This is a genomic window from Flavobacterium aurantiibacter (assembly GCF_002251775.1).
Classification (GTDB): Bacteria; Bacteroidota; Bacteroidia; order Flavobacteriales; family Flavobacteriaceae; genus Flavobacterium; species Flavobacterium aurantiibacter.
Genome location: NZ_NOXX01000090.1, coordinates 1 through 4,752, shown reverse-complemented (window position 1 = coordinate 4,752; position 4,752 = coordinate 1). Strand labels below are relative to the sequence as shown.

Annotated in this window: 4 protein-coding genes; 3 read left to right on the top strand and 1 reads right to left on the bottom strand. The window is 33.9% G+C overall.

Translation table 11 applies throughout. The features are described 5' to 3' along the window. The first annotated feature begins 273 nt into the window (after nt 1–273). The 3 genes from CHX27_RS01195 to CHX27_RS01185 all read left to right on the top strand — a co-directional run bounded on the left by CHX27_RS01195 (nt 274) and on the right by CHX27_RS01185 (nt 3,277). Complete coding sequence (locus tag CHX27_RS01195) at nt 274–1,041, top strand: T9SS type A sorting domain-containing protein (RefSeq protein WP_094484950.1); 768 nt, start codon at nt 274–276, stop codon at nt 1,039–1,041. A gap of 459 nt (nt 1,042–1,500) precedes the next feature. After that, nucleotides 1,501–2,178 (top strand): alpha/beta hydrolase family protein, encoded by a 678-nt coding sequence (locus CHX27_RS01190; RefSeq protein WP_133063382.1) that lies wholly within the window; start codon nt 1,501–1,503, stop codon nt 2,176–2,178. 115 nt (nt 2,179–2,293) lie between these two features. After that, the gene (locus CHX27_RS01185; RefSeq protein WP_094484948.1) at nt 2,294–3,277 is read left to right on the top strand and encodes an alpha/beta hydrolase family esterase; all 984 of its coding nucleotides are present in this window, start codon (nt 2,294–2,296) and stop codon (nt 3,275–3,277) included. Nucleotides 3,278–3,439: 162 nt separating this feature from the next. On the opposite strand, the gene CHX27_RS01180 is transcribed toward CHX27_RS01185, so the two are convergent. After that, a complete protein-coding gene (locus CHX27_RS01180) occupies nt 3,440–4,714 on the bottom strand; it encodes a T9SS type A sorting domain-containing protein (protein WP_094484947.1) in 1,275 nt (424 codons plus the stop codon). Nucleotides 4,715–4,752 lie beyond the last annotated feature (38 nt).

The following is a 4,752-nucleotide window of genomic DNA, read 5'->3' as shown; positions in this document are numbered from 1 at the left end:
TCAAGTCGAAAAATGACTAACTTTAGTTTTTATCGGACAGTAGTGGTTATTATTAATTAAAAAAAAGTAGGAAGTATGAAATTTTTTTTTTTATTCACTATTATGCTATTAGTTTTCTTAACTAAAGTTCAAGCTTGTGTCCCTACAATAACAAGTCCGAGAATGAATGTTTTTTCTCAAAATTCAATACTCTTTTGTGATAATGATGATACAGAGGTTTTATCAACCCAAGTCTATGATTCTTATCAATGGTATAAGCAACAATAGGCGGCTGTGCCACCAGGTACGCCAAATCCAAATCCATGGATTGCGATTCAGGGAGCAAATTCTCAAACGTTAACCATAAATGGAACTGACGATTTATTGTATTATTTTAAAGTTGTGGTAGTTCAAGGAGCATGTTCAGCTGAAAGTCAGGTAATTCTTGCTGACGGTTATAACTTTGGTTTGCCTATCTTGATAGCTAATTTTGAGCCAGGAACTGCTCAATATCTAGGCAATCAAACTTATAATGTATGCAATGGAGCATCGGTAGTTTTAGAAAATGGTTTTGATCAAGTTTATGGTTTACATACTTGGTATAAATGCATTCCTAGTGATATACCACCCGTTCAAGGAGATCCTTGTATAATTCCAAATGAGAATGGCGATACTTATACTGCTACTACCACAGGTTTCTATGGTTTTTGGGCTTGTACATCCTATTGCCCTGATATATGTTTGTTTTTAGGATTGCCTTCCTTCATTCAACTTAACTTTGGAGAATGGTCTTTTTGCTCATTAAGTAATCCTGAATTTGGTTCAAATCATATAAAATTGTATCCGAATCCAACTACTCAAATATTATTTGTGGGGAATCAAAGTGATAATCAAAAAACATTACTAAAAATTATTGATATGTCGGGCAAAGTTGTTTATACGAAGTCGGAATATTATTATGGAGAACCAATTGATTTATCTATGCTTGAAACTGGAAATTATTTGCTTGTTTCTGAAACGGTAGATGGGAAAATTTTTAGAAACAAATTTGTAAAAAAATGATAGTTAATTTTCAGTTTATCTCACAACATAAATTTCATTTATTTTTAAAAAGTCAGTAGGATTAGTTTTAAGCTTCCAGTTAATTTTGGCTTATTTATGTTCAGAAATACTTCAGAGGGTTTAAGTGTAATTGAATTGGTAAGGTTAGAAATTTGAGTTTAATAAAATGACTTAATGAATTGATTTTGGATTATGGTGATTATTTAATTATTTAATCATAACTGTTTAAAGTTGGCAACATGAAATTTGGAAATTAAATCTATTTTTAATGACACTAATTTTAGCAATAAAAAACATTAATGCTTTTGTTACGATTACTCTCTTTTTGTTTTTTTGTTATTAATCAATTGTTTCTCTTGTAGTTAGGATAATATTATTCCTCCCATATCTAGGGAACGTACAACAAGAAACATACAAAATGATGGTATTTCAGTCACAGTAATTATCGATCAACCTAATTTGAAAAATGTTGATGTTTTGATGGTTTTTCAGGGTACTATTTCAAGTAATCGAGATATGTTGACTGCGGCCAATACTACACTTGACAAATTCAAGGGGATTTTGGATCGAAATGATATGATGGTCATTAGTGTAGCTTACCCTCAAGAAAATGTACTATTAGGTGATTCAATTCTTCAGGCAGAAGCCGCTCTGTTGTGGTTAAAAAATACCGCTAACCAAGAATTAGGAATAACAGTAGGTAAAATATTTTTGGCAGGTCATTCTCAAGGCGGATATATGGTCAGCCGACTTAATACAATGCACAGAACCCATGGTGTAATTGCCAATGCTCCGGGACCTTTAAATCTGGTTTATCGTTGTCAAATAGAAGAGCGCGGGCAAGTTCAGCAAAGTGCAGTATGTACAAAACTAAAAAATGTATATGGTTTAACTTCGGAAAATGGCAATGCTTATTTTGAACGGTCTTTACTTAATTTTACGAATGGATTTAATGTTCAGGGTCTAAATGATTCACCAATTCAGATGTATTCTTGGCCCATTTTTAAACAAGAGGTGTTTAATTGTACAGATTGTCAAAGCCGTCAGTTTGTTGAGATTCTTGCAGGTGAACATGGTTCACTATTTGATAGCGTTCAAGGGAAGTCTGCTTTTAATTCCTTTATTGGAAGTCATTAATAAAGCGATTATTTCTTTTAAATTTATAGTGTTAATGTTGATTAAAAAAAGTGTTAGATTAAACTTTTCTCTGAAATTGCTATCTAATCAGTATAAATTTTAAATTTTTTAGAAAATGATTAGATCGTTTCTGTTATTGGTATTAATTTCTTTATTTGGGTGTAATAATGATGACCACTCGAATAATACAAGTCCTGCTTTAATTCCTTATCCGGAAGGCTTGACCACTCATTATATAACTGTCAATTCTGTTAGCCGTAAGTATTTGGTATACCGTCCTGCGGGAATGACTTCGGTAAAAGCTGTGGTGATGGTTTTACATGGAGGAGGTGGCGCTGGTGTGGGCGTTTCCGAGCTTGGCACCCATCCTTTATCCGTTTTTCGAAACTTGGCAGATCAAGAAAAATTTTTGGTAATTTATCCTGAAGGGTCATCTGATATTCAGGGAAATCCAGGATGGAATGATTGTAGAAGTGATGATTTTTCAGGTAGTCAAGGCGATGACATTACTTTTTTAAAACAGTTGAATGCACAATTGGTTTCTGAGTTAGCTATCAACGCTTCTAAAATGTTTTTAACTGGTACAAGTAATGGTGCCTTGATGACCTATTCCTATGCGTTTCAATTTCCAGAGACTATAAAAGCGATTGCAGTATCGAGTGGAAATCTTCCAGAGTTTCCTGAAAGTGGGGTATGTACAACAGGTTCCTCAATTCCTTTGCCCATATTGCTTACACATGGTACCAGTGATCCTGCCATGCCAGCCAATGGTGGTTGCGTAGCTAATTTGGGAGGGGAATGCAATCGAGGAAAAGTTATATCGCAGTCTGCAACTATTAACTATTGGTTGCAAAGGAATGGATTGCAAAATGAGATCCCTGTTGTTTCACAATTTGATGTTAATGTTACCGATGCCGGGAATGTTGAAAAAAGGGTATATAATGGAGCGAATCCACTTGTGTATTATGTATTGCATAACGCAGGACATCAAGTTCCAAGTAAAACCGTTTTTAGTAATTCATCGGCTGCTAGTGGTATTCAAAATAGGGATATAGAGTTTGCGGAAGAAGTTTGGAATTTTTTTAAGAGCTTACCTTAATTTTGTACTACAGAGTATATGTATCATAATTTACTACACAGTAAAGTCAATACTTATAAAGAACTTTTTATTTGCAAATGGTATAGTTTCTAATCAAATTTTAAGCAAATGACGGTTTTAAGAATTAAACAAAAGCACTCATTAAATCATTGGTTTTTATCGTTAAATTTTAATAAACTTATTCTTGTAGATTTTTTCATCTGAAACTACTTCAATTATATAAACACCTGTAGTGAAATTTTCAACATTTATTTGATTGAAGTTTTGAGTTTCTTCAATAATTAGTTTTCCAAAAATGTCATAGATTTTTAGGCTGTTTATAGTAAGGTCATTTCCCTGTTGAATATTAAGTGTTGCATTTGTTGGATTCGGATAAATCAACAGATTTGCGTCATTATTTGCTGGAATTTCAGTATTTAGTTGTGAGATAGTTACATTTTGGATCAAGTGTTTTTCTATTCCGCATTTGGATGCTCTTAATTTTACAGCAAAAGTACCTGTAGTTGCATACGTATGGGTTGGATTACTTTCAGTCGAAGAGGTACTATCTCCAAAATCCCAAATATAGGATGATGCTCTTAAAGAAGTGTTGTTAAAGGTAACTTGTCCTCCCGAAATCGTAAAATTAAACTGAGGGACTGGATCATACGTGCCAACGCGCCATTCAGCTAGGTTGTTGTATACTACTAATTTAGTCGCATTTTTAATATTTTGAGCTACCGTAGCTGAAAGCGTGGAGTTGAATGTAATAAGCATAGGGTCTTTCCTATAGATTACGGTATAGAAAGCACATGCAGCTGCATAAGTTCCTGCCACAGAGGGATGGCTTTCGTCGGCTTGATATAATTCAATTGAAGGGAAGTTTTGTCTAATATATCTCCAGACGGCTCCAACAGGTGATACGATAGCATTGTTGTCTTGTGCCATCGTTCTATATCTTGCGTTTAGCAGATTATCCATGCCTAAATAGGTACAAACGTCGGGTAAGATAGGACAGTTTTGAGCGTCTCCATTTTTTCGTCCCCAAGTCATGTAAAAAATAGTTTCAGTACATGGGTTTGCATTCAGTATAGCATTATTCAAAGACTGCGCATAAGGGTAAACTTCTTGTTCAACTTGCCAATCTGGAAATGAAGGATATTGACTTTGCTCTTGTAAAACTACATAATCCCAATTTCCAATTCCTATTTTTTGTAATGTAGTGGGATTGGTAGCATGATCCATAAATCGATATCCTCCGGGGGTATTACTATCAAAAATTAAATTATCTCCCACAGATGAAGCCACACTGGCAATCGTTTGGGGTAAATTATTTACAGCGGTATAACTATTTCCAATAAACAGCACTCTTTTTGTTTGGCTTTGCAATTGAGTGATTGAAAGCAATAAAAGCGATACACTTAAAATTAAATCTGAAACATTTTTTTTCATTTTCATTTTTTTTAATTTGAATTACAGCATAGTTAAAGGGGCTT